The 23,224-nt window shown below is 68.5% G+C and carries 22 protein-coding genes; 16 read left to right on the top strand and 6 right to left on the bottom strand.

Going from position 1 to position 23,224, the window contains the following annotated elements; genetic code table 11:
* The first annotated feature begins 166 nt into the window (after positions 1–166).
* The 3 genes from AC2D8W_RS03435 to AC2D8W_RS03425 all read left to right on the top strand — a co-directional run bounded on the left by AC2D8W_RS03435 (position 167) and on the right by AC2D8W_RS03425 (position 3,184).
* On the top strand, positions 167–1,333 hold the full coding sequence (locus tag AC2D8W_RS03435) for an MFS transporter (protein WP_484670338.1): 1,167 nt from the start codon (positions 167–169) through the stop codon (positions 1,331–1,333).
* An 11-nt stretch (positions 1,334–1,344) separates the two neighbouring features.
* The gene (locus tag AC2D8W_RS03430; RefSeq protein ID WP_484670337.1) at positions 1,345–2,103 is read left to right on the top strand and encodes an N-acyl homoserine lactonase family protein; all 759 of its coding nucleotides are present in this window, start codon (positions 1,345–1,347) and stop codon (positions 2,101–2,103) included.
* Between the two features lie 61 nt (positions 2,104–2,164).
* The gene (locus AC2D8W_RS03425; protein ID WP_293479464.1) at positions 2,165–3,184 is read left to right on the top strand and encodes a zinc-dependent alcohol dehydrogenase family protein; all 1,020 of its coding nucleotides are present in this window, start codon (positions 2,165–2,167) and stop codon (positions 3,182–3,184) included.
* A 20-nt stretch (positions 3,185–3,204) separates the two neighbouring features.
* On the opposite strand, the gene AC2D8W_RS03420 is transcribed toward AC2D8W_RS03425, so the two are convergent.
* From AC2D8W_RS03420 to galE, 4 genes are all read right to left on the bottom strand, one after another.
* Positions 3,205–3,978, bottom strand: coding sequence for a sulfite exporter TauE/SafE family protein (locus tag AC2D8W_RS03420; RefSeq protein WP_484670336.1), 774 nt, complete (start codon positions 3,976–3,978; stop codon positions 3,205–3,207).
* Between the two features lie 8 nt (positions 3,979–3,986).
* Positions 3,987–5,873: a sulfate adenylyltransferase subunit CysN gene (gene cysN, locus AC2D8W_RS03415; RefSeq protein ID WP_484670335.1), complete on the bottom strand. Its 1,887-nt coding sequence runs from the start codon at positions 5,871–5,873 to the stop codon at positions 3,987–3,989.
* A 178-nt stretch (positions 5,874–6,051) separates the two neighbouring features.
* Positions 6,052–7,002, bottom strand: coding sequence for a sulfate adenylyltransferase subunit CysD (gene cysD, locus AC2D8W_RS03410; RefSeq protein WP_484670334.1), 951 nt, complete (start codon positions 7,000–7,002; stop codon positions 6,052–6,054).
* 148 nt (positions 7,003–7,150) lie between these two features.
* Positions 7,151–8,170: a UDP-glucose 4-epimerase GalE gene (gene galE / locus AC2D8W_RS03405; RefSeq protein ID WP_484670333.1), complete on the bottom strand. Its 1,020-nt coding sequence runs from the start codon at positions 8,168–8,170 to the stop codon at positions 7,151–7,153.
* A gap of 63 nt (positions 8,171–8,233) precedes the next feature.
* Here galE and AC2D8W_RS03400 point away from each other — a divergent pair, with 63 nt between their 5' ends.
* Positions 8,234–8,365, top strand: a complete 132-nt coding sequence (locus AC2D8W_RS03400) for a hypothetical protein (RefSeq protein ID WP_484670332.1) — start codon at positions 8,234–8,236, stop codon at positions 8,363–8,365.
* A gap of 76 nt (positions 8,366–8,441) precedes the next feature.
* Here AC2D8W_RS03400 and AC2D8W_RS03395 read toward each other — a convergent pair whose 3' ends face one another.
* Positions 8,442–9,302, bottom strand: a complete 861-nt coding sequence (locus AC2D8W_RS03395) for a glycosyltransferase family 2 protein (protein ID WP_484670331.1) — start codon at positions 9,300–9,302, stop codon at positions 8,442–8,444.
* Positions 9,303–9,451: 149 nt separating this feature from the next.
* Here AC2D8W_RS03395 and AC2D8W_RS03390 point away from each other — a divergent pair, with 149 nt between their 5' ends.
* The 10 genes from AC2D8W_RS03390 to AC2D8W_RS03345 all read left to right on the top strand — a co-directional run bounded on the left by AC2D8W_RS03390 (position 9,452) and on the right by AC2D8W_RS03345 (position 20,299).
* The gene (locus AC2D8W_RS03390) at positions 9,452–10,960 is read left to right on the top strand and encodes an AlkA N-terminal domain-containing protein (protein ID WP_484670330.1); all 1,509 of its coding nucleotides are present in this window, start codon (positions 9,452–9,454) and stop codon (positions 10,958–10,960) included.
* Complete coding sequence (locus AC2D8W_RS03385; RefSeq protein WP_484670329.1) at positions 10,941–11,468, top strand: methylated-DNA--[protein]-cysteine S-methyltransferase; 528 nt, start codon at positions 10,941–10,943, stop codon at positions 11,466–11,468. Before AC2D8W_RS03390 ends, AC2D8W_RS03385 begins: the two co-directional genes overlap by 20 nt.
* Positions 11,469–11,823: 355 nt before the next feature.
* Complete coding sequence (locus AC2D8W_RS03380; protein WP_484670328.1) at positions 11,824–12,861, top strand: hypothetical protein; 1,038 nt, start codon at positions 11,824–11,826, stop codon at positions 12,859–12,861.
* Between the two features lie 5 nt (positions 12,862–12,866).
* The gene (locus tag AC2D8W_RS03375; RefSeq protein WP_484670327.1) at positions 12,867–13,832 is read left to right on the top strand and encodes an endonuclease/exonuclease/phosphatase family protein; all 966 of its coding nucleotides are present in this window, start codon (positions 12,867–12,869) and stop codon (positions 13,830–13,832) included.
* A gap of 97 nt (positions 13,833–13,929) precedes the next feature.
* Positions 13,930–14,163, top strand: coding sequence for a hypothetical protein (locus AC2D8W_RS03370; RefSeq protein ID WP_484670326.1), 234 nt, complete (start codon positions 13,930–13,932; stop codon positions 14,161–14,163).
* A 186-nt stretch (positions 14,164–14,349) separates the two neighbouring features.
* Entirely contained in the window at positions 14,350–16,827 is a 2,478-nt protein-coding gene (locus tag AC2D8W_RS03365; RefSeq protein ID WP_484670325.1) for a polar localization protein TipN, read from the top strand.
* A 41-nt stretch (positions 16,828–16,868) separates the two neighbouring features.
* Positions 16,869–17,279, top strand: a complete 411-nt coding sequence (locus AC2D8W_RS03360; RefSeq protein ID WP_484670324.1) for a DUF4112 domain-containing protein — start codon at positions 16,869–16,871, stop codon at positions 17,277–17,279.
* 95 nt (positions 17,280–17,374) lie between these two features.
* Positions 17,375–18,424, top strand: a complete 1,050-nt coding sequence (gene rfbB, locus AC2D8W_RS03355; RefSeq protein WP_484670323.1) for a dTDP-glucose 4,6-dehydratase — start codon at positions 17,375–17,377, stop codon at positions 18,422–18,424.
* 10 nt (positions 18,425–18,434) lie between these two features.
* Positions 18,435–19,307, top strand: a complete 873-nt coding sequence (gene rfbA / locus AC2D8W_RS03350; RefSeq protein ID WP_484670322.1) for a glucose-1-phosphate thymidylyltransferase RfbA — start codon at positions 18,435–18,437, stop codon at positions 19,305–19,307.
* Positions 19,308–19,690: 383 nt separating this feature from the next.
* Positions 19,691–20,299, top strand: coding sequence for an FxDxF family PEP-CTERM protein (locus AC2D8W_RS03345; protein WP_484670321.1), 609 nt, complete (start codon positions 19,691–19,693; stop codon positions 20,297–20,299).
* Positions 20,300–20,364: 65 nt separating this feature from the next.
* On the opposite strand, the gene AC2D8W_RS03340 is transcribed toward AC2D8W_RS03345, so the two are convergent.
* The gene (locus AC2D8W_RS03340; protein ID WP_484670320.1) at positions 20,365–20,745 is read right to left on the bottom strand and encodes an acyltransferase; all 381 of its coding nucleotides are present in this window, start codon (positions 20,743–20,745) and stop codon (positions 20,365–20,367) included.
* Between the two features lie 70 nt (positions 20,746–20,815).
* Here AC2D8W_RS03340 and AC2D8W_RS03335 point away from each other — a divergent pair, with 70 nt between their 5' ends.
* Together AC2D8W_RS03335 and AC2D8W_RS03330 are read left to right on the top strand one after the other, a co-directional pair.
* Entirely contained in the window at positions 20,816–21,280 is a 465-nt protein-coding gene (locus AC2D8W_RS03335; RefSeq protein WP_484670319.1) for an acyltransferase, read from the top strand.
* A 211-nt stretch (positions 21,281–21,491) separates the two neighbouring features.
* A complete protein-coding gene (locus AC2D8W_RS03330) occupies positions 21,492–23,219 on the top strand; it encodes a right-handed parallel beta-helix repeat-containing protein (RefSeq protein ID WP_484670318.1) in 1,728 nt (575 codons plus the stop codon).
* The last annotated feature ends 5 nt before the right edge of the window (positions 23,220–23,224 follow it).

Genomic DNA, 23,224 nt, shown 5'->3' with positions numbered 1-23,224 from the left:
CCAATGGGTGGCCCGGACAAGCCGGGCCACGACGGGCAGTGGGAAGGGGCGCGACAGGCCGGATGTCTTTCGGCGTCATCCCCTGGCTTGTCCGGGGGATCCATCCAGCTCGGCGTCGCCGGAGGCGCGGGGCGCCGGAGTGGCCGACTCCGTGTAACTCCCCGCCATGTCCCTGCCGGTCCGCCTCGGCCTCTTCTATGCGGCGATCTTCGTCGGCACGGGGGCGTCCTCGCCCTACATGCCGGTTTGGTTCGCCGACCGCGGGCTGAACGGCGCGCAGATCGGCCTCATCCTGTCGCTGCCCATGCTGGCGCGGGCGTTCACGGCGCCGCTGCTCGCGGTGTGGGCCGACAGCTTCCGGCTGCGCCGCACCGCGCTCATCTGGATGAGCCTGGGGGTCGGGGTCTGCTATGCCCTGATGGCGCTTCCGCTGGGGTTCGCGGGCTGGATGGTGGTGTGGTTCGCCGCGTCGTCCGCGTTCTCCACCGTCTCGCCGCTGACCGACGTGATCGTGCTGAACCGCGCGCGGCGGGACGGCTTCAACTACGGCTGGCCCCGGGGCATCGGGTCGGCGGCGTTCATCGTGGCGAACGTCGGCATGGGCGCGGTACTGAGCTGGGGCACGCCCGACCTGGTGCTGGTCTGGATCACCGCGGCGGTGGCGCTGACGTCGCTCGCCGCGCGATACTGCCTGCCGCCCGACCGCGTGCACGAGGAGGGCGCCGCGCCCCCGCCGGCCGCCGACCGCTTCGCGGGCCTCGGCGACCTGCTGCGCGACCCGGCCTTCATGACCGCGGCCTTCGCCTGCGGCCTGATCCAGTCCGCGCACGCCTTCTACTACAGCTTCTCGACCCTCACCTGGAAACAGCAGGGGATCCCCGAGAGCATGACGGGCGTGCTCTGGGGCGTGGGGGTCGCCGTGGAGGTGGCTTTCCTCTGGTGGATGGAGCCGTGGCGACGGCGGGTCGGCCCGCGCAACCTGCTGGTGATCGGCGGCGTCGCGGCGATCGTCCGCTGGACGGCCTATGCGTTCTCGCCGCCGCTCTGGCTGGTGTTTCCGCTGCAGGCGCTGCACGTCTTCAGCTACGCGGCGACCTTCCTGGCCTCGCTGCAGCTCGTCGAGCGTCTGTCGACGCCGCGCAACGCCTCGGCGGCCCAGGCGATCAACTCGGCGCTGTCGGGCGGGGTTCTCGCGGGCCTCGCGACCATGGCTTCAGGCCCGCTGTTCGATCGGTTCGGCGCCCACGGATACCTGCTGATGACGGCGATGTGCGTGGCGGGCCTTATCGGCGCGCTCCGGCTATATGGCGTGGGCCGGCTGGACCCGGCGTGAGGGAGGACTCCATGAGCCTGCGCCTGTTCGGCTGCCTGTGCGGTCAGTTCCACAGCGAGGGCGTCGCCATGGCCATGCCGGGCGAGCGGGTGAGCGTGCCGATCCCCTTCTACGTCCTCGAGCATCCCCAGGGGGTGGCGTTGTTCGACTGCGGACTCCCTGCGGCGATGGTCGATCCTGACGAGAGCTACCGCGTCGCGCTGCGCAGGGCGGGTCTCGACGCGACGCTCGCGCCCGAGGAGACGCTGACCCGGAACCTCGAGCGGCTGGACATCGATCCGGCACGGGTCCGGTGGGCGGCCCTGTCGCACCTGCACTTCGACCATGCCGGCGGCCTGCGGGAGCTGCCGAACGCCACGGTCATCGTCCAGAGGCGCGAGTGGGAGGCCGGGTTCGAGCCCGAACTCTCGAGCCGGTACGGCCTCCGCAAGCGGTACTTCGACCTTGGGCACCCCGTGACCTTGGTGGAAGGCGAGCACGACCTGTTCGGCGACGGCTCGGCCGTGCTGGTCCCCAGCTACGGTCACACGCCCGGCCACCAGTCGCTGCGCGTCCGGAGCGACCGGGGCGACCACATCCTGGCGGGCGACGCCTGCTACCACTGCGGCGTCGTCGAGACCCGGCAGTTTCCCCAGATGTCGGATCACGCGGCCATGAACCGTTCGCTGGACGCGCTCCTGGCCCTGCGTGGGCCCGATACGGTGATGGTCTGGGGACACGACCCCGATCAATGGGGCAAGCGGCCCGTCCTGCCGAACGCGCGAGACTGACGTGGCGACACGCTTGCGGGGTGGGGTCGGGCGCGGCGTAGTGGCGGCCCGGAGGTAAGTCATGCGCGCACTGAACGTCACCGCCCCGTGGGGCCTGGACGCCATCAAGGTCGTCGAATTGCCCGACCCGAAGCCCGGTCCGGGCCAGGTGCTGGTGCGGATGAAGGCGGTGTCGCTGAATTACCGCGACCTGTTGATGGTCAACGGCATGTACGGGCGCGCGCCCGCGACGACGAGCGACGTCATCACGCCCTTCTCCGACGGCTGCGGCTACGTCGAGGCGGTGGGCGAGGGCGTCACGCGCTTCAAGCCGGGCGACCGGGTGGCGACGCTGTTCTTCCAGGGCTGGATCTCGGGCCCGCCCACGCTGGAGAAGGTTGTCACCGCCCTGGGCTTCCCGATCCCGGGCGCGGGCTCCGAGCTGCAGACCTTCTCGGAACATGGCCTGTCCAAGGTCCCCGAGTTCCTTTCGGATAACGAGGTCGCAACCTTGCCCTGCGCCGCGCTCACCGCCTGGCGCGGCCTGTTCTACGACGCCCGGCTCGAGCCCGGGGACACGGTGGTGCTGCAGGGCACAGGCGGGGTGTCGATCTTCGGACTGCAGTTCGCCCACGCCGCGGGTCTGCGGACGCTCATCACCTCGTCGTCGGACGCCAAGCTGGAGCGGGCCAAGGAGCTCGGGGCCGACCACCTGGTGAACTACAAGACCACGCCCGCCTGGTCCGGGCCTGTACGTGAGGTGACGAACGGCCGCGGCGCCGACTTCATCATGGAGGTGGGCGGCGGCGGCACGATCCAGGAGAGCATGCGCGCCATCAAGATCGGCGGCCACATCGCGATCATCGGCGTCGTGGCGGGCGCGGGCGAGCCGTTCAATCCCGCGGCGCTCATCGGCAACTCGGCCAAGCTGCAGGGCCTCTCGGTCGGCTCGCGCGACATGTTCGAGTCGATGTGCCGGATGATGGATCTGAAGAAGATCTTCCCTGTGGTCGACAAGGTGTTCCCGTTCACCGAGGCCAAGGCGGCGTTCTCCGCGATGGCGGCCGGCGAGCACTTCGGCAAGATCGTGCTGGAGTTCTGATCCGGGCGGCGGAACGCGCCCTAGCGCAGCAGCAGCGCGCCCTGCCAGATGGCGAGGCCGACGACGACGAAGCCCACGACCCAGGTCAGCAGGCGCAGGGGCAGGACCTTGGTCATCCAGCCGGCGACGGGGGCGGCGACGACCCCGCCCGCGATCAGCCCGCCCACCGACCAGAGCAGGCCGCGCAGGCCCTCGGTCTCCCAGTGGCCGGTCAGCAGCGCCGCCAGGAAGGCCGCCGAGGTGGCGGCGGCGACGAACATCTCGGCGGTGTTGGTGGTGCCGATGGCCTTGCGCGGGTCGGCGCCCGCGCCCATCAGCGACGAGGTGACGACCGGACCCCAACCCCCGCCGCCGATGGCGTCGAAGAAGCCGCCGGCCAGGCCCAGCGGAAACGGCGATTTCCACGAGAACACCTTGGGCCTTGTCTGCCGCCAGGCGCGGTAGAGGATGACCAGCCCCATCAGGCCCAGCCAGGCCACCACATAGGGCTTCACCGCCTCGCCGGGCACCGACGTGAGTACGGAGGTCCCCAGCACCCCGCCCACCACGCCGCCGCCGGTCAGCAGCGCCAGCAGCTTCCAGTCCACGTTGCGGTAGACGATGTGCGACAGGCCGGAGGCCAGGCCGGTGAACACCTTGGCCGCGTGCACGCTGGCCGAGGCGTTGGCCGGCGTCACCCCGACGCTCAGCAGGACGGAGGTGGAGATGACGCCATAGGCCATGCCCAGCGCGCCATCGACGAGCTGGGCCGCGAAGCCCACCGCGGCGAAGGTCCAGAAGTCGGTCGGCGGCACGGCGGCCGTCAGGCGTGAAGCCAGCGGAAGATCGCCTCGGCGGCTTCCTCGGCGGTCATGGCGGTCGTGTCGATGCGGATCTCGGCCGCCTCGGGCGCCTCGTAGGGGCTGTCGATGCCGGTGAAGTTCTTGAGCTCGCCCTTGCGGGCCTTGGCGTAGAGGCCCTTCACGTCCCGCTTCTCGGCCTCGGCCAGCGGGGTGTCCACGAAGACCTCCACGAACTCGCCCTCCGGCATCATCTCGCGGACCATCCGGCGCTCGGCGCGGAAGGGGCTGATGAAGGCGGTGAGCACGATCAGGCCCGCGTCGGCCATCAGCTTGGCGACCTCGCCGACCCGGCGGATGTTCTCGACCCGGTCCTCCTCGGTGAAGCCGAGGTCGCGGTTGAGGCCGTGGCGGACGTTGTCCCCGTCCAGCAGGTAGGTGTGGCGGCCCTCGGCGTGCAGCCGCTTTTCCACCAGGTTCGCGATCGTGGACTTGCCCGCGCCCGAAAGCCCCGTGAACCACAGCACGCGCGGCTTCTGGCCCTTGGCGGCGGCGCGGGCGGCCTTGTCGACGTCGGTGGCCTGCCAGTGGATGTTGTGGCTGCGGCGGAGCGCGAAGTGCAGCATGCCGGCGCCGACGGTGCGGTTGGTCATCCGGTCGATGAGGATGAAGCCGCCCAGGTCCTTGTTCTCGGCGTAGGCGTCGAAGGCGATCGGCGCGGCCAGCGACAGGTTGCAGACGCCGATCTCGTTCAGCTCCAGGCGCGTGGCCGCGAGCTTCTCCAGTGTGTTGACGTTGACCCGGTGCTTGGGCTCGGTCACCTGCGCCGACACCGTCCGGGCGCCCGACTTCAGGAGGTACGAGCGGCCGGGGAGCAGAGGCTCCTCGTCGAACCAGACGATGGTCGCCTCGAACTGGTCCGCCACCTCCGGCGGGCTCGAGGCGGCGGCCAGAACGTCGCCCCGGCTGATGTCGATCTCGTCCTTCAGGGTAAGCGTCACCGACTGGCCGGCCACGGCCTGCGGAAGATCGCCGGTGAAGGTCACGATGCGCTCGACCGTGCTCTCGCGGCCGGAGGGCAGGGCCTTCACCTTGTCGCCGGGCCGGATGACGCCCGAGGCGATCTGGCCCGAGAAGCCGCGGAAGTCGAGGTTGGGGCGGTTCACCCACTGGACCGGCATGCGGAAGGGCTTGCCCTGGAGGTCGTCCTCGACCGGGGCTTCCTCCAGCCAGCGCATCAGCGGCGGGCCGTCGTACCAAGGCGACTTGTCGGACGTGTCGGTGATGTTGTCGCCCTTCAGCGCCGACATCGGGATGGCGGTGAAGTCGCGGATGCCGATCTGGGCGGCGAAGTCGCGGTACTCGGCGACGATGGCGTCGAAGATCTCCCGGCTCCAGTCCACCAGGTCCATCTTGTTCACCGCCAGCACCACGTGGCGGATGCCGAGCAGGCTCACGAGGTAGCTGTGCCGTCGCGTCTGGGTCAGCACGCCCTTGCGCGCGTCGATCAGGATGATGGCCGCGTCCGCCGTCGAGGCGCCGGTGACCATGTTGCGGGTGTACTGCTCGTGGCCGGGCGTGTCGGCGACGATGAACTTGCGCCGGTCGGTCGAGAAGAAGCGGTAGGCCACGTCGATGGTGATGCCCTGCTCGCGCTCGGCGGCGAGGCCGTCCACGAGGAGGGCGAAGTCGATGTCGCCGCCCTGGGTGCCGACCTTCTTGGAATCCGCCTCCAGAGCGGCCAGCTGGTCCTCGAAGATCATCTTGGAATCGTAGAGCAGCCGGCCGATCAGGGTGGACTTCCCGTCGTCCACCGAGCCGCAGGTGAGGAACCGCAGCAGGCTCTTGGTCTCGTGCGCCTTGAGGTAGGCGTGGATGTCCTCGGCGATGAGGGCGGACTGGTGGGCCATCAGTTCCCCTCCTGCGAAGCGGGAGAGAGGTGGATAGGGAAAACCGCACGCCCTGCGGGCCGATCGCGCCGGATCGGGCTCAGCGCCTGCGGCCGGCCCTCTCCACCGTCCGCTCTGCGGCGGACGGTCCCCCTCTCCCATGGGATGGGAGAGGAAAGGTGATTTTCGATGGAGCCCATCAGAAGTAGCCCTCCTGCTTCTTCTTCTCCATCGAGGCGGTCTGGTCGTGGTCGATCACCCGGCCCTGGCGCTCCGAAGTGGTGGTGAGCAGCATCTCCTGGATGATCTCGGGAAGGGTGGCCGCCGTGCTCTCGACGGCCCCGGTCAGGGGGTAGCAGCCCTGGGTGCGGAAGCGGATGGAGCGCATCTGCGGGACCTCGCCCGGCAACAGGCGCATGCGCTCGTCGTCCACCATGATCAGGTTGCCGCCGCGCTCGACCACCGGCCGCTCGGCCGCGAAGTAGAGCGGCACGATCGGGATGTCCTCCAGGTAGATGTATTGCCAGATGTCGAGCTCGGTCCAGTTCGAGATCGGGAAGGCGCGGAAGTTCTCCCCCTGGGCCTTGCGGGTGTTGTAGAGCCGCCAGAGTTCCGGGCGCTGGTTCTTGGGATCCCAGCGGTGCTCGGCGGTGCGGAAGCTGAGGATCCGCTCCTTGGCCCGGCTCTTCTCCTCGTCGCGCCGTCCGCCGCCGAACGCCGCGTCGAAGCCGTACTTGTCGAGCGCCTGCTTCAGGCCCTCGGTCTTCCACATGTCGGTGTGCAGGCTGCCGTGGTCGAACGGATTGATGCCGCGCGCTTTGGCTTCAGGATTCTGGTGGATCAGGAGATCCATGCCGCTCTCGCGGGCCATCCGCTCGCGCATCTCGTACATCGCCCGGAACTTCCAGGTCGTGTCGACGTGCAGCAGCGGGAAGGGCGGCTTGGACGGATAGAAGGCCTTCTGCGCCAGGCGCAGCATCACCGCCGAGTCCTTGCCGATCGAGTACAGCATCACCGGCCGCTCGCACTCGGCCACCACCTCGCGGAAGATGTGGATGCTCTCGGCCTCGAGCCGCTGCAGGTGGGTCAGGGTCTGGGGGGTCAAGCCGGCTTCGAGCTTTTCTGAACGTGTGAGGACGGGCGCGCCCATGGTCGATACTACACCACGTGGTCTGGAGCCCGCGCGCATGCCGGGCCGGCCGAGAAGGCTCGGCCGTGAGTTATAGGCGCGACCTGCCTGGGGCAAGGCGAGGGGCCCCCAGGATTTCTCTACGCGCGACCAGGGGAGTTGGAGGCGCTCAGGCCTGGCGCTTCGCCCGATCGCCCTTGCCGTAGCGCGGCTGGCCCTCCCAGCGCAGGGCGTCGCGGACGATGGCGTCGAGATCCGAGCACAGCGGCTCCCAGCCTAGCAGCTCCTTCGCGCGCGATGGATCTGCGACCAGGCTCGGGGGATCGCCGGCGCGCCGGCCGCCTATCGTGTGCGGCACTGGACGCCCCAGCGCGCGCGCCACGGCGGCGACCACCTGCCGGACGGAGCTGCCCTGGCCGGTGCCGACATTCACCGCCTCGAAGGCGCCCGCCGGGAGCGCGACCTCCAGGGCGGCCACGTGCGCGGCGGCGAGGTCGTTGACGTGTATGTAGTCGCGCAGGCAGGTGCCGTCGGGGGTGTCGAAATCCTCGCCGAAGATGGTCAGTGGCTTGCCGTCGCCGAGCGCCGCCGCCATGGCCAGGGGGATCAGGTGGGTCTCGGGCTCGTGTGCCTCGCCGATCACGGCCGACGGGTCGGCCCCGGCGGCGTTGAAGTAGCGAAGGGCGACCGCCGTCGCCCCGTGCGCCTGGCAGTGGGCGGCGATCATCATCTCCCCGGCGAGCTTGGTGTCGCCATACGGGCTCGACGGCGCCTTCGTCGCGGGTTCGGGGATGGTCTCGAGCGGACCCCGGCCGCCGGCGCCGTAGACTGCTGCGCTCGACGAGAAGACCAGCCGCCGGACGTCGGCGGTGCGCATGGCGGCGAGCAGCGAGCCTGTGCCCCCGACATTGATGTCCCAGAACAGGCCCGGCTCGGACACCGAGCGGCCGACCTCGATCAGACCTGCGAAGTGGATCACGGCCGTGACCGCGTGCTCGATCATCGCCGCCGCGAGCGCGTCCGTGTCGCGGATGTCCCCCTGTACGAGAGGACCCCAGCGTACGGCCTCGGTGAAGCCAGAGCTGAGGTTGTCGTACACCACGGGCACGTAGCCGCGCTCGGCGAGGGCCTTGGCCGTATGGGCGCCGATGTATCCGGCGCCTCCGGTGACGAGGATGTGTCGCGTCACGATGCTACAGGCGTATGTGCGCGCAGGCCTGCCGAGCCTGCGATCGACCGGTCGAGGTCACGCTTGGCCGGCCTCGACAAAGTACTCTTGCTCATTTCCCACCATTTCGAGGCCTCATGCGCGGCCTGCATGTCCGGCGCCAATGATTCCTCGCCCGATGTGTTGCACGATGGCGTGATGGCCGAGATCGGATGATCGCGTCGATCCCTTCAGTCTCTCGATCAGCGACTCGAACCAAGCCCATGGAGTTCCCTGGACCCCGCACGAACCGTCAGCGCGACGCGCGCAAGATGCGGAGGTAGTCATATGCGCGCCAGACCCGCAGACGATAAAGCATCCACAGCGCCTTCAGGCGCTGGTCAAGGCGCCGAAGGCGGGCGGTCAAGAGCACCTTCGGTGTGTGCGCGAGGGCGGACACTGGCATAGCTAGAGCCTTGACGAGCCATCGGCGACGGCCGTCGGGCCTATTGGCTTGGAGATTGAACGCTTCCTCGTCGAGGCGGCGCCACTTGTTCCTCAGTTGAGGCCAGGTACGCCGCGCGGGATGGCCGACCAGCGCATCGGGCGCATAGCCGATGCGGTATCCGAGGTCCCGGGCACGGTGGCACCACTCCAGATCCTCGGAAACGTGCTTCCGGAAGCCGCCGACGCGGTCGAACATGGATCGCGTGCAAAAGAGGTTGGCGGTGACGGTGAAGCCCTTGCTGAGCACATAGCCCCGGTTGTCGAACGCGAAGACCCGCTCGAACGCCTCGGCGGGCGTGAGGTGATCGTCGTCAGCGACGAGCACGTGCATCGCGCCTCCCACGAAATCGCACTCTTCGAGCATCCTGAGACCCTCCTCCAGCCACCTGGAGGTCGGCACGCAGTCGCAGTCCGTGAAGGCGAGGACATCGCCGCTGCTGGCGGCCACCCCGCCATTGCGGGCCGGCCCCGCGCCCTTTTCCGGGACCACAACAACCTTGCCGTGACCTGCGACAACGGCCCTCACCGCTGCCTCGCCTTCCGGCGAGGCGTTGTCGGCCACGATGATCTCGTAAGGGCTTACCGTTTGCTGCCTGATCGCATCCAGGCACGTGGCCAATGACGTCAAGTCGCTGTAGTGGGGAATGACGACGCTGATCCGGGCCATTGAGTCCGCATAGCAGAATTCGTGCCGGTCTCCGCCTCCTTGTTCACCGAGGACTTGCAGGGGAATCCGGCTGTCCATCCGCTGCGCCATCCGTGTCCGAAAACCGCGAGACTTCGCCGAACCATGCGTCCATCTTCCGGGCGATGGACATGGATTTCGAAGCCTGCCGCCGCGCCTTCGTCACCCGCGATCCGCGGTTCGACGGGCGCATCTTCGGCGCTGTGAAGACGACCGGCATCTACTGCCGGCCGATCTGCCCGGCGCGCACTCCGAAGCCGCAGAACATGACCTTCTATCCGAGCGCGGCGGCCGCGCAGGAGGCAGGCTACCGACCCTGCCTGCGCTGCCGGCCCGAAGCGTCACCGGACCTGGGGGCGTGGCGCGGCACGTCGAACACCGTCAGCCGAGCGCTGGCGCTCATCGAGGGCGGCGCGATGGACGCCGGCGACGTCGACGCGCTCGCCGCCCGGCTCGGCGTGGGCGAGCGGCAGCTTCGGCGATTGTTCCGTCAGCACCTGGGGGCCTCGCCCATCTCGGTGGCGCAGACCCGCCGCGTCCTGCTCGCGAAGCAGCTGATACAGGAAACGCGCCTGCCGATGAGCGATGTGGCGCTTGCGGCGGGCTTCGGCAGCGTGCGGCGCTTCAACGAGACCTTCCAGCAACTGTTCGGCCGCCCGCCGGGCGAGCTGCGGCGCTCGCGTCAGGCCGAGGCGCCTGCGTCCGACGGCATCGTCGTGCGCCTGCCCTACAAGCCGCCGTACGACTGGGATGCGATGATCCGGTTCCTGGCCGAGCGCGCCATCCCCGGCGTCGAGCGGGTGGAGAAGAGGCGGTATGCCCGAACGCTCGCAGTGGACGGCGAGCGCGGGGTCGTGATCGTCACGCCACGGCGTGACGGCGCGCTGCAGGCCGACATCCGCTTCCCGCGGCTGAAGAGTCTTCCAGCGGTGATCGCGCGCCTCCGGCGCGTGTTCGACCTTTCGGCCGATCCGGTGCTGATCGGCGCGCACCTGTCGCAGGATCCGGCGTTGGCGCCCTTGGTCGCGGCCCGTCCGGGCCTGCGCGCTCCGGGCGCCTGGGACGGCTTCGAGCTCGCCGTCCGCGCCATCCTGGGCCAGCAGGTGAGCGTGGCGGCTGCCCGCAACCTGGCCGCGAAGCTGGTCGCGGCCTACGGCGAGCCGATCGACGATCCCGCCGCGGCGGAGCTCGGGCTGACCCGGGTCTTCCCCCCGCCCGAGCGGGTGATCGGCCAAGAGATATCGCTGACGCTCAACATGCCGCGGGCGCGGGGCGCCGCGATCGAAGCGTTGGCGCGCACGGTCGCTCAGGACCCGGCCATCTTCACACCGCGCGCGGACCTCGACAGCGCTATCGCGGCGCTGAAGGCGCTGCCGGGTGTCGGAGATTGGACGGCGCAGTACATCGCTTTGCGCGAGCTGCGTGAGCCCGACGCCTTCCCGCAGGCCGATGTGGGCCTCATGCGGGCGATGGCCGACGAGGCCGGCGTGCGCCCCACGCCCGAGCAGCTCTTCGCCCGAAGCCAGGCCTGGCGGCCCTGGCGCGCATACGCCGCTCAGCACTTCTGGGCCGCCGACCCCGGCCTCCGGTCCGCCAGTCTGTCCAGGAAGAGAAAGTCCGATGCCCGCCGCGCAGCCTGAAACCCTCACCCTCGACCGCATCGCAACGCCGATCGGAACGGCCCTGGTCGTCACCGACGCGCAGGGCGTGCTCCGCGCGTTCAACTGGACCGACTACGAGCCGGCGATGCTGAAGTGGATCGCTCGCCGCTATCCCCAGGCGACGCTCGTCGACGGGGAGGCGCCGTTGCGCTCGGCGATCACCCGCTATTTCGAAGGGGACGTGCGGGCGCTCGACCAGATCGCCTGGGAGGGCGACGGCACCGAATTCCAGAAGGAGGTCTGGCGGACCTTGTGCGACATCCCGCCCGGCCAGACGATCAGTTACGCCGAGCTTGCCCGCCGCATCGGCCGACCGAAGGCCGTGCGCGCCGTTGGCCTCGCCAACGGCTCCAATCCGGTCGCTGTCGTTGTGCCCTGCCACCGCGTGATCGGCTCCAACGGCGCCCTTACGGGATACGGTGGGGGCCTGCCGCGCAAGCGATGGCTGTTGAACCACGAGGGCGCGACCCTCAGCCTCGTCGCCTGACCCGGCGCGCCGGCGGCCGTTCCGAGCGCATTTCGGCAGCCTTCACGCACGCACGCGGATCGCAGGTGGTGCGCCCCACGACCGCGACTGCGGCCGCGCGTCGGCTCGCGCGGCAAAGGCGACAGCGAGGCCCTGGGGCGCCGGATGTGAGACGTCTAGCCAGCGGGAGAGCGTGATCGCCTGCCTCGAAGCCGCTCTGGCCCAGACCGCCAGCGTCGGCGTGAGCCGTCACCCCGTCGGCGGTGCGGACCGTGACCAGGCGCCCTCATGAGCCGCCTGCGACACCACGAGTCTACCTTTCGAGCCGCTGCAGAGAGAACGTGACAGCGCCACGAGTCCTTGCGAGTAAGGGCTCGTGCATCAGAAGGTCAAAGCTAGGTGGGCTTACCTCATCGCTCCGGTCCTGGTTGCGGCCGGCGCCTCGGCGGGCCCGCCCTCGTCGCCTGTCTCGGCCCAAGACCTCAAACAGTCGGCGGAATCCGCGGCGAGGCCTAGCCCCGCGTTTGACCTGAACAGCCTGCGCGCGGCTCGACCGGGATCGACGATCAAGGTTCCACCGGGAGCCTATGGCCCCATCGTGCTCGCGAACCTGCCGCCGAACCTGACGCTCGATCTTGCAGACTCCCGGATCCGCGGCGTGCGGATCACCGGCGCGCGGGGCCTGACAATCGTTGGAGGTCGCTTCGAGCAGGCGCCGGGCTTCCGCGGGCTCGAGATCCGCGACTCCAGCAAGATCGTCGTGCGCGGCTTCCGAGGGGTCGGCGCCGGTGTCTTCCTGGAGCGGGTCGCCGATGTGCTCGTAGAGGACCTCGAGGTTCACCGGACGCGAGGTTTTTTCGCGGGTGACTCCCGCGATGTCGTGCTCCGCAACGCGAGGCTGGTCGGCTCCCCGTTCGACGCCCTGAACTTCCGCTCGATGACCAACTTTCTGATCGAGGACGCCGCTTTCGTCGGATCGGGCTGGAACGCCCAGGATCCGCTGAACAAAGGCAATCAGCACCCGGACGCGATCCAGGGGTGGGGCGACAACAGTGGGATCGTGGTCCGACGCGTGCGCATTGCTTGTCGCTGCCAAGGCGTCTTCATCAAGGACGGGACCAATCGCGATGTCCGCGTCGAAGACGTCGTGGCGATCCTGGAAAGCTACAAGTGGGTCGTCACGGTGCAGAACGCCTCGACGCCGCCGGTGCTGAGGAACGTCCGCGCGTGGTCCGCCGCGCCCGGCGGGGCGAGGCCCGGCCTGGATTTCCGCGGATCGACGAGCAGCCCGGTCTGGGTCGACAGTGGCGGCAACGAGATTGAAGGGGCGCCCGTGCGTGCGACGGACGTGATGCTCAAAGGTGGCGGCCCACGTCGCCCAGCCCAGCCTCGCGAGTCGCGGCAGGCATCCTGACGGGGATGGCGACCTTCAAGACGCTTCTTGCCCTCGCCGCGTGGCCCCTCGCGCTCGGCGCGCTCGCAGCGGCGACGTTGGCCCAAGGCGGGCGCTTCAGTTCCCGCCTGGACGTACTGACGCATCTGGCCCCGATCTATCTGGCGTCGGGCGTGCTGGCGCTCGTCTTGGCCGTCATCGGAAGCTGGCCGCGACAAGGGGCGCTATCGGTTGTGGCGGCGCTGGCGGTAGCAGCGTCCGGCTCGCTTATGGCCCGCGAGCTCTTGTCGCCTCGGCCGAGCACGATCCCCGAGGGGTCGCCCGGCCAGATCAAGGTCATCCAGTTCAACGCCTGGGGTGGCAACAAAAGGTCGGCCGAAGCCATCGAGTGGCTGCTTCGCCAGGACGCGGACATCATCATCGTCGAGGAAGCCGGCAAGGTTCGCGACGCGCTCAGGCGCCGCGGCGGCTACGCGGTCTCGTGCTCGAGCTGCGGCGCGGTGGTCTTCACGCGGAGCCAGCCGATCCGCCGGTATCGATCCAGTCCCACGAAGGGCCGCCCCGGCTACCTTTCATCGTCGACCTTGGTCGACGAGCGTGGCGCGTACGTGGTGGTGGGAGTCCACCGGCACTGGCCGACAAGGTTTGCTCTCGACCGGGCCCAGCGCGCCGAGCTCGAGACCTATCTCGCCCCCTTGCCCAAGGACCGCCTGATCCTGGCGGGCGACTTCAACTCCACGCCCTGGTCGTTCGCCCGGCGCCGTGACGATCGCGTGTTCGGCCTCATCCGGCGCACGCGGAACCTGCCAACCTGGCCGGCAGAGCGGGTGAGCCACAACCGGTTGCCAGCGCCGTTCCCCATCCTGCCAATCGACCATGTCTACGCGGGGCCCGGCTGGGCCACGGTGAAGGTCGAGCGGGGGCCCAGACTGGGCTCGGATCACTACCCCGTCGTCGTGACGCTCGCACCCGTGCGAGCCGTCGCGAAGTGACTCAACATTGCAAAAATTTAAGCCGCCTGACGTCTACGACCCGCGCAGCCAACGTGGCATACCCACGATAGGCGCGAATCGTCCGGGAAAGACCCCCATGGCGACATTGACGGAAATGGTGGCCGCCTTGGTCGTGCATTCCTCTGCTGCGGCCTTTTCCCACTTCGGCGTCACCGTCGACCTGCCCAAGGTCGAGCCGCGCAACGCGGTTTCTGAACGCGTCGTGGCTCGCACGCCGCGGCAGGCCGCTCCCCGCGCCACCCGCATTGAGCCGGCCAGCCTCGAGAAGGCCGGGGTGTGCCCGGACAAGGCCCCGCTGGTCCGCGCCTGACGGCTCCGCGACATTCAGCCGTCACCGGGCGATTCCGCACGCCACCTGTTTGCGTCGGCTGTCGCCCCGGGTAATCCTGCAGACCTGAGGTCTTGCCGGCTGTTGATAGGTGGCGGCCTGGCGCGGCGGAGGTCCGCGGGCTCGAGTGGAAGGGACGAGGCGTTGTTCTCGAAGCGGCGGCAGCCGATGGACTTCGCGGGCGCCGAGCCTGCGGCCGAAGCGCCCTTGGACGCGGAGACTGCGCCCGAGCCGTTCTCGGTCGAGCCTGTCGGCTTCAGGTCCATCGACCGTGAGAACGAGCAGTCGATCACTGTTTCAGGCTCCCGCGCAGCGCTCGCCGAAGCGCCGGCCGCGCCAGCGCACGAGCGGGTCTTCGACGTCGAGCCGAGCGGGCCTGCCGGCTGGCCCATCTGGCTGACCGCCTTCGCGGTAGCCGTCCTGTGGGCCCTGGGCCCGATCGCGTTCGCCCTGGGCTACCGCGCCAACGTGGCGCCGCTGCAGAACGAGCCGTTCGCGTTGATCGTGTTCGCGCTCCTCGCCATCGGTCCGGCGGCCTTCGTCTTCGGCGCCGCCTTCATGATCCGCCAGGCCCAGAAGCTCGCCTGGGAGACCCGCCTGGCGAAGGCCGCGGCCGACGACATGCTCGCTCCGGCCCTCATCGCGGCCGCCCGCGCCGGCGACGTCGCGCAGGCGGTGAGGGACGAGATCGCCCGCGCCGGCCGGGCGGCCGAGGAAGCCCGCGAGACCCTGCTGGCCATGCGTGACGCCCTGGCGTTCGAGACGGACAAGCTGACCGGGGCCTCCGCCCATTCGGCCCGCACGGCGCAGGAACTGGCCGCCACGCTGGGCCGCGAGCGCTCTGAGATGAGCGCCCTGGCGCAGACCCTCGACGCCCAGGCGATGAAGGTCAGCGACGCCATCGTCCAGCAGGCCCGCATGGTGGGCGAGGCGGCCGGCGTGGCCGAAACGCAGATCCGCGAGGCGGAGACGGCGCTGGCGGCGCGCGCTGCCGATCTGGCCGCCGCAGCCGGCGAGGTCTCGACCGCCGCCCGGACCGCCGGGGAGGATCTGACCCGCCACATCGCCCGCCTCGAGACCGCCGGGAACGGCGTGGCCGAGCAGGTGAGGGCGGTGGAGGCGGGGCTTTCCGAGCAGCGGACGGCGCTGGTCTCGCTGAGCCAGGCGCTCAAGGCGGACCATGGGGGCTTTGCCGATGAGGCCGCCGCCCACGCCGAGAAGCTGGGCGAGTTCATCGAGTCGGCGCGCGCCTCCGCAGCCGCCATGGCCGAGCGGGCCACCAGCGGCGGGGAACAGCTTCGGCGCCTGATGGCCGACGCGGCCCTGCAGTTCCGCGACCTGGCCGAGACCGCCCGCGCGGAGCGCGAGGAGTTCGGGCAGTCGACGCTGCATTCGCTGGAGGCGGTCTCGCGCGCGGCGGCCGAGCAGCGCGCGCAGCTCGAAACCCAGACGCGCGCGGCGATCGAGGCGCTGTCCAAGGCCGCCGAAGAGACTCGGGACGCCGCGGCCCGTCATGCCGCCGCCGCGCGCGAGCAGGTGGACAACCTCTCCGAAGCCGCCTTCGGCGCCGGCCAGAAGGCCAATCAGGTCTTCGAGGCGCGACTCGAGGAGGCGAAGGCGCTGATCGAGCAGTCCTCCCGCATGGTCGAGGACGCCGGGGCCCTCACCGCCCGCAAGCTGGCCGACGGGGCGGCGTCGGCGCGTGCGACGCTGGACGAACTCGCCGCCATGCTGGGCGACATCGAGGCGCGCGCCGCGCAGCTCCCGGTCACCGCGGCGGGACAGGCCGAGCAGGCCCGCGCCGTGGTCGCCGAGGGCATGGATGAGCTGATGGCCCAGGCGCGCCGCACTGCCGAGGAGGCGCAGGCGATCGACGCGGCGTTCCAGGAGCGCGTCCGCAAGAACTTCGAGATGCTCTCCGAGGCCGTTCGCCTGATGGGCGTCGCCGCGGCGTCGCCGCAGGCGCTGCCGTCGCCGACGCCCCGGCCGCCGCGGCGCGAGGCGGGGACCGGCGTTGCGTCGGCCGCCGCGCCGCCGCCGGAGACCACGGCGCCCCCGGCAGAGCCGCCGACCGAAGACCCTGGCGCGCTCGCGGACCGTCTTGGCCTGAAGAACCGGATACGCTTTACGCCCACCGCAACCGACCGCGAGTTCTCCGCCGTCTTCCAGGCCGCCGGCGGCCATCCGACCGGCTCCGACGACGACGAGGACGCCGAGGAGGCCCCGGGCGACGACACCTGGACGTGGAAGGACCTGCTGGCCTCCCTCGACGGCGCCGAGGGCGAGGGCGAGCGGCTGGAAGAGACGCTGGCGACGGAACTCGCCAATATGGGGGTGGACGCGGAGAAGCTCCTGCCGCTGGGGCGTGTCGAGGAGATCGCCGCCGCCATGCAGACCGGCGACGCCGAGGGCGCGCGCGCGGTGGTCAAGCGCCTCGCGCCGGCGGCTACGCGCCGGATCGGCCGGCGCCTCTTCACCGACGAGGCGATCCGGCGGAAGGCCGAAGTCTACGTCCGCCGTTACAAGACGCTCGTGGACGACGCCGTGGGCCGTGACCCCGAGGGCTTCGTCCTGGCGAACATGCTGGCCGCAGATTCCGGGCGCATCTTCCTGCTGCTCGACGCGGCCGGCGGCGACATGATCTGAATCATGGAACCGCCGCCCCGGCGGCCGGCGTTTCAACGCCCATGACCAACGATATCGAACGCGCCCACAAGGCGTGGCGGCGCGCGGAGCGCGTGAAGCAGCTGTCGGACCGCGTAATCGGCATCGGGCGCTGGGGCCTGGGCATCGACGGCGTCGTGGCGTGGATTCCAGTCGCCGGCACGGCCTATTCGGTCGGCGCTGCGGCGCTCCTTCTCTCGGAAGCCGTCCAGGCGGGGGCGTCGAAGGCGACGCTCGCGCGGATGGCCGCCTACCTGGGCCTCGACAGCGTGGCGTCCGGCATCCCCATCGTCGGCTGGGCCCTCGACACGCTCTTCACCGGTCATGCCTTCGCCGCACGCGCGCTGCAGCGCGACATCGAGAAGCGCTTCGGCCGTCCGGCGGGCGCTGTCGCCGAGGCGCCGCTCCAGGGCCGCGCCGTCGCGGGGCGTTGAGAGGCGGGGTATCCGAAACGACCCGTAAACCCGAGCAGGTCCAGGTTGCCGTCCGGGAGTTGACGGCGGGCGGCGTCCCGCACAGGAAGGCGTGCATGAAGATCCTGATCACCGGCGGCGCCGGCTTCATCGGCTCGGCCGTGGTTCGGCGCGCCATCGCTGACGGCCATCAGGTGGTGAACCTCGACGCGCTCACCTACTCGGCCAACCTGGAGAATGTCGAAAGCGTCGCGGCCGACCCGCGCTACGCGTTCGAGCATGTGGACGTGTGCGATCGGGCCAGGCTCGAGGCCGTCTTCGCGAAGCATCAGCCAGACGCGGTGATGCACCTGGCGGCGGAGAGCCACAACGATCGCGCGATCGAGGGCCCGCTCGATTTCGTGAAGTCCAACATCACCGGCACCGCCGTCCTCCTCGAGGTGGCGCGCGCCTACTGGGGCGGGCTTCCGGCGGACCGGAAGGACGCCTTCCGGTTCCACCACGTCTCGACCGATGAGGTGTTCGGCGCCCTGGGCGAGACCGGCGACTTCACCGAGGAGACGCCCTACGATCCGAAGTCGCCCTATTCGGCCTCGAAGGCGGCCGCCGACCATCTTGTCCGCGCTTGGGGCCACACCTTCAAGCTGCCGGTGGTGATCACCAACTGTTCGAACAACTACGGCCCGCACCAGTTTCCGGAGAAGCTGATCCCGACGGTGATCACCCGCGCGCTGGAGGGCAAGACGATCCCGGTCTACGGCGACGGCCGCCAGGTGCGCGACTGGCTGCACGTGGACGACCACGCCGAGGCCCTGCTCCTGGTCCTGCACAAGGGCGTCCTGGGCGAGACCTACTGCATCGGCGGCGACGCGACGAAGCGCAACATCGAGGTCGTGCGCACCATCTGCGCCCATCTGGACGCCATGGCGCCCGCGAACACGCCGCACGCCGACAAGATCACCTTCGTCACCGACCGGCCCGGCCATGACTTCCGGTACTCGATCGATTCCACCAAGCTGGAGCGCGAGCTGGGCTGGAAGGCGCGCATGCCGCTCGACCGCGGCCTGGAGGACACCGTGCGCTGGTACGTGGACAACTACGGCTGGGTGGAGCGCATCCGCGAGCGCGGGTTCCATTCCGATCGCCTCGGCCTGGTGAAGGCCTGAGGGGGCGGTCATGAGGAAGGGGCTCGTCCTCGCCGGCGGCGCCGGCACCCGCCTTCACCCGCTGACCATGGCGACGTCGAAGCAGCTGCTGCCGGTCTACGACAAGCCGATGATCTACTACCCGCTGTCGGTGCTGTTCCTGGCCGGCATCCGGGAGATCCTGATCATCACGACCGAGGAGGACCAGGCCGGCTTCAAGCGCCTGCTGGGCGACGGCTCGCGGTTCGGCGTCCGGTTCGAATACGTGATCCAGCCGCATCCTGGCGGTCTGGCCGAGGCATATCTGCTGGGCGAGGACTTCGTCGGCGGCCAGCCGTCCACCCTGATCCTGGGCGACAACATCTTCTTCGGGCAGAACTTCGTGCAGATGCTGAAGAACGCCGACGCCCGGACCGAGGGCGCCACGGTGTTCGGCTATCCGGTGCACGACCCCGAGCGCTACGGCGTAGTCGAGCTCTCGGCGGACGGCCGGGCGCTCTCCATCGAGGAAAAGCCCGCGAACCCCAAGTCCAACTACGCGGTGACGGGGCTGTACTTCTACGACGGCCGCGCCAGCGAGATCGCCAAGACCCTGACCCGCTCGGCCCGCGGCGAACTCGAGATCACCGCGCTGAACGACGTCTACCTGCAGGAGGGCCGGCTGCACGTCGAGCTGCTGGGTCGCGGCTTCGCCTGGGAGGACGCCGGCACGCATGACAGCCTGATCGGCGCCGGCGAGTTGATCCGCGTCTTCGAACAGCGCCAGGGCCTTCGCATCGGCTGCCTCGAGGAGATCGCCTTCGAGAACGGCTGGATCGACCGATCGGAATTGCTCAAGTCCGCTGAAGTCCAGGGCAAGAGCGAGTACGGCCGGTACCTGCGTCAACTGGCGGGATCACCGTAGCATGTGATGGCGGCCGCAGCCCGCTGGGTCGAGCCAGGACGTGAGCCCGCCGGTGAGCGCGACCCGAGCCACCACGTTTCGATGACAGCCAGGCGCCGCATGGCCGACACCTGCGTACCGCGGCAGGATTGTGCCCGTCAGCATCCCCAGCGCGGAAGCCACTTGGCGCATTGTTCCGTCAGGGGGTGAAAAATACTCGCCCATGAGGGGAATAGAGTTGCTGGCGCGTTAAGGCCGGACTTTAAGTGCCTACGAGACCCGAACTGCTGCTTCGATGCGATGCGCGACGGTGGGTTCGGATATAAAGGTTGCGTTATGTAATTCGTTGACTAGGCCTTAACGCGCAGTTAAGGTCGGCAATTGTTCAAAGGGGTATCAGGATCATGCGGGCTATCTCCAAGCTGTTTACGGCCTCGGCCGTCGCGGTTGCTCTGACAGGTTTCGCGACGTCGGCGAGCGCCATCACCTACATTGCCGACTGGACGGAGAACCCCGACCAGAGCATCACGCTGAACTTCGGCGATGACGACATCAGCGATCCGACCGGCCCGGGTATCTACTTCCCGCCGGCGGATGCCGGTGACGGTTCGTCCGAGCATGAGTGGGACGGCACCAACTTCGTCGACACGTTCACCTTCTCGCTGCCGAGCGGCATGGTCGGCTTCGCCGGCATCTCCATCGGCTTTGACGCGCTTTCGTCGCTGACGTTCACCAGCGTGACGTTCAACGGCGTCGAGCTGACCCGTTCCGACATGCCGGTGGGGAACGGCGGCAACATCGCCAGCTACTTCAGCACGTCGCCCGTGTTCATCAATATCAACACGCCGCAAGTTCTGGTGGTGAAGGGTACGGGCGGCGTGAACGCCTCGTGGGATGGCAGCGGCACCTTCGTTCCGGTTCCCGAGCCGAGCGCCTGGGCCCTCATGATCCTTGGCTTCGCCGGTGCGGGTTCGATGATCCGCTCGCGGCGCAAGGCTCTGGTCGCCGCCTAAGCCGATCGCAGTACCGATTGGGAACCGCCGCCCCTCGGGGCGGCGGTTTTCGTTTTGGGCTAGCCCTAACCGGATGGGCTGGATCGCGGAGAGATCTGTGCGGGATTTCCGACCGCGATGGAGCCGTCGGGCATCTCTCGCGTGACGACGGCTCCGGCCGAAACAATGCAGTCAGACCCGATTCTTATGCCGGGCATCACGATCGCGCGCGGGCCCAGATAGCTGCGCGGCCCGACGATCGTGTCGAGGTAGATCCCGCGGGTCATGTCGTGCGCCAGCACGACGACCTCCTCGTCAATGATGCAGGCTTCGCCGATGTGGATTCCGCGCGGCCAGGTTCTGTCGATGAGCGCCGTCGGCGCGATGCGGGCGGACGGATGAATATCCATTCCCCACAGCCGGGTCTGGATGAGGCGGTTGATCCATCGGCGAACACCATCGAGCATCAGTGGCAGAGTCCTCTTCGTGGAATGGCTCGTTGAAACACCAGCGCGGACCATGGCAGCCTAGCCGTCGATGGCCCTGAAGTCGCTAAATCAGCTCCGAGCTCTTCGGAATACGCTCATTGAATGGCGCACCCGCCGCCTTGCGCGCAAGCTCGGGATCGTGTTCGGCGAGGGGGTCAGCATCTCACTCTCGTCTCGGTTTGTGACGTATCGGGTCGGCGACATCGCGGTCGGCGATCGCACGCTCATCGCCTTCAAGACCCTGCTGATCAGTCGGGACAATCTGACCGGTGAGAACCGGCCAATCCGCATCGGACGACACTGTTTCATCGGCGGGGGAAGCATCATTCTGCCCGGTGTCACCGTGGGCGATGAATGCATCGTGGGCGGCGGGGCCGTCGTCTTCGAGGATGTACCGCCGCGCAGCATTGTGGTCGGCAACCCCGCTGTCGTGCTTAAGCGCGATATCGTCGTTGGGCCGATGGGAAGATTGGAAGGCGCGGACGAGAACAGTCGTCGCCTATACAAGCTGTAGTGTGAAGGTCTTCTTCTGAATTCCAGATTCAGAATACTGAACAGTGTTCGGTGTTGTTGTTGGCAAAAGGTTCTTAGAGATTTATAAATTCTAAAGTACACACAAAATTAAGTACCCCGATTCACCGTAGAGAAAGCGGGACTTCGTACCTTCGCCCCAACAGATGCCGCCTCGAACTAGAGAGCGGCGATGTATCGGGGCCAGTAACAAGATGATCTATAGCGTAGACTCGCTGTCGGGATTGACGACAGCGCTCCAGAACGCGCAAGGCGGCGACACGATCCAGCTCGCGTCCGGTGAATACGGGACACACACGCTCGCAGGCTTCAAGTTCGACAAGCCCGTCAGGATCGAGTCCGCCAATCCTAATGATCCGGCCATCTTCGACACGTTGAACCTGCGGTCGGTTAGCGGGATCACTATCGCGAACGTCGAGTTCTCGGTCGACGCCGGTCAGCGCGCGATGGAGATCAACGCCTCCAGCAACGTGACGGTCGAGGGCGTCTACGTCCACGGCCACGTCGGCGGCAGCTACGATGGAGAGGGTAACGGCATCCGCATCCTCAACAGTAAGCACGTGACGATTAGCAGCTCAGAATTTCAGGCTTTGAATAGCGCCGTTGCGCACCAAGACAGCGAGCACGTCAAGATCGTCGACAGCAAGTTCCATGAGATTAGCTACGACGCGGTGCGTGGCGGCGGCTCGAACTACGTGGAAATCTCCGGGAACTACTTCACGAACATCTACCGGCCCGGCTCCGAGCATCCTGACGCCATTCAGTTCTGGACCACGAACACCACCGCTGCCGCTCACGATATCCTGGTGGCCAACAACATCTTCGTCCGCGGCGAAGGAAAGCCCGTGCAGGGCGTCTTCATGAAGGACGAGAGCGGCAAGATGCCGTACGAAAACGTGACGATCGTCGGCAACGCGATCGTCGGCGCGGCGTACAACGGCATCGCCATCCAGGGCGGCAAGGGCGTCGAGATCAGCGACAATCTGGTGTCGGGTTACTCGGACATGACGTCATGGATCCGGGTCGATTTCTCCACCAACGTGAAGGTTACGGGCAACGACACGACGTCTATCGTTCAGAACAAGAACGGCGCGGGCGTTGTCCTAACCGACAATGACATGCTCGCGAGGACCGCGGTCGGCGATACCTCCGCGCTGGCGAAGTGGCTGCTCTCGCATCCCAAGACCGCTAGCGTGCTGGACGCCGGACTGCAGGCTTCCCCCCTGGGCCTCAAGACGCAGGTTGGCGGCGCGATCGAGCCGAACGTGCAGGTGATCGTGGGCGACCGCGCGGCCAACAACCTGGTCGGCGGTGCGCAGCAAGACCTTCTCGACGGCCGCGAGGGCGCCGATACCATGACCGGGGGCGCCGGCGATGACGTCTATATCCTCGACGCGGCTGGAGATCGGACGATCGAGCTCGCCAACGGCGGCATCGATGTGGTCAAGACGGCCCTGTCGGCCACGATCAAGCTGCAGGCCAACATCGAGAACCTGGTCCTTACCGGAACGCGCGCCCAGAACGCGGTCGGCAACGAGCTGGACAACGTGATCACGTCCAACAGCGTCGCCGGCAAACTGGACGGCGGGGCGGGCAACGACACGCTGATTGTCACCGGCGGCGCCACGACGCTTACCGGCGGCGCCGGGGCTGATGTCTTCCAGTTCGCCAACCTACCGTCGCAGCCCACTATCATCACGGACTTCCAGCGCGGCGTCGACAAGCTGGACCTCGGCCCGCTCCTCTCGCGCTACAACGGCGCGAACCCTGTTGCTGACGGCTGGGTGCAGTTCCAGGCGAACAGCGCGGGCGGGGTTTCGGTCCTTGTAGACATGGATGGACGCGGCGCAGCGTCGGGCTTTGTCCACGTGGCGTCCATCTCGGGCACGAGCAGCCTCGGCAGCGGCGACTGGCTCTTCTGAGCCGC

It is taken from the genome of Phenylobacterium sp. T106 (assembly GCF_057219735.1).
The sequence above is the reverse complement of the archived record's forward strand: the minus strand, read 5'-3'. Positions and strand labels throughout refer to the sequence as shown.